Source organism: Streptomyces carpinensis, assembly GCF_002154505.1.
In the GTDB taxonomy this organism is placed as follows: Bacteria; Actinomycetota; Actinomycetes; order Streptomycetales; family Streptomycetaceae; genus Streptomyces; species Streptomyces carpinensis.
In genome coordinates this window covers 1-1,416 of the sequence record NZ_MUBM01000553.1, presented here as the reverse complement: position 1 = coordinate 1,416, position 1,416 = coordinate 1, and the positions used below count along the sequence as shown (strand labels likewise).

The 1,416-nt window shown below is 64.3% G+C and carries 1 protein-coding gene and 1 pseudogene; one reads left to right on the top strand and one right to left on the bottom strand.

All coding sequences use genetic code 11. The features are described from left to right. Positions 1–141, bottom strand: a pseudogene (locus BZY54_RS54240) (MFS transporter); the annotation flags it as partial. Positions 142–274: 133 nt separating this feature from the next. On the opposite strand from BZY54_RS54240, the gene BZY54_RS45865 reads away from it, so the two are divergent. Further along, the gene (locus BZY54_RS45865) at positions 275–847 is read left to right on the top strand and encodes a MarR family winged helix-turn-helix transcriptional regulator (protein ID WP_086731267.1); all 573 of its coding nucleotides are present in this window, start codon (positions 275–277) and stop codon (positions 845–847) included. The last annotated feature ends 569 nt before the right edge of the window (positions 848–1,416 follow it).

Genomic DNA, 1,416 nt, shown 5'->3' with positions numbered 1-1,416 from the left:
CGCCGTCATGGCTCCCAGCCCCAGCACCTGCGCCACATAGACGTACAGGTAGGGGACGGTGAAGCCGAGCCCGAACGCGCTGAGTGCGTTGCCCACGTGGATCCGGCGCATCGCTGCGCCCATCGCCCTGGTCACGTTCACCTCTCTCAGTGGTGGGTGGTTGGTTGCGGTGCCTCAGTACTTAGGAAGCGAAGACTTAGAAGCTAAACTTCGACATTGAAGAGTACACCCGGAAGGACTTCAACACCAAGCGGCTCCGTGCGATACTGCGGACATGGGCGACACCTCCGGCAGCACCGACGGCACCGACGGCACCGGCACGGAGCCGACACTCGAGGAGCAGATCGCCGCCTACCAGCGCGAGTTCCAGGACCTCGACCCCCAGGTCGAGAAGATCGTCTCGGCGCTGTCCCGGCTGAACCGCCGGATGAACGTCGCCTACGGCCGGCAGACCGCAGCCCTGGGCATCAGCAACGCCGAGTGGGAGGTCCTCAAGGCGCTGGTCCTCTCCGGCGCCCCCTACCGACTGGGCCCGAGCGACCTCGCCAAGCGCCTCGGCCTCACCCCGGCGGCGATGACCCACCGCATCGACCGCATGGTTGGCGAGGGCCTGGTCACCCGTGAGCGCGACGAGTCCAACCGCGTACGGGTCATCGTCGAGCTGACCCCCGAGGGCCGCGAGAAGTGGCTGGAGGCCATGCGTCTGGCGACGGTCTTCGAAGGCGACCTCCTCCAGGACCTCACCCCCGCGGAGCGCACGATCCTCGGCGAGGTGCTGACCAGGCTCCTGCGCCGGGTCGAGGACGCCCAGCCGGACGCCGGCGGACGGCTCAGCGACCTCGACTAAAAAATCTTGACAGGGGGTGCTTGACAGCCCCCGGGCGGATCCGTAAAGTTCTTCGGGTTGCCACGGAGCCGTAACGGTTCTTCGGCACCATCTCCCGCCGCACCAGCGGCACTCAAAACCACCAGCACGATCTCCCGGCCGGGTTGTTTTCGGTGTCCCCGAATTCAATTCGTGTGGGACTCGTCGACCCGTATCGGATCCGCGCAGGGCCCGATTGGGAATCGCCGAGGGAATCCGCTAAGGTTTGGGACGTCGGAACGGCCCAACGGCCGGGAAGGCAAACCCCGCTGACTGGGGATCAGGTCGAAAAAGGATCTGATAGAGTCGGAACCGCCGGAAAGGGAAACGCGGAAGCCGGAACCTGGAAAGCACCGAGGAAATCGGATCGGAAAGATCTGATAGAGTCGGAAACACCGAAGGGAAGCGCCCGGAGGAAAGCCCGAGAGGGTGAGTACGAAGGAAGCGTCCGTTCCTTGAGAACTCAACAGCGTGCCAAAAGTCAACGCCAGATATGTTGATACCCCGTCTCCGGCCGATCACGGCTGGGGCGAGGTTCCTTTGAAATAACA

Bases quoted from the DNA above. Each gene is read 5' to 3' on its own strand.
- BZY54_RS45865 (WP_086731267.1), top strand. From the start codon at position 275: ATGGGCGACACCTCCGGCAGCACCGACGGCACCGACGGCACCGGCACG.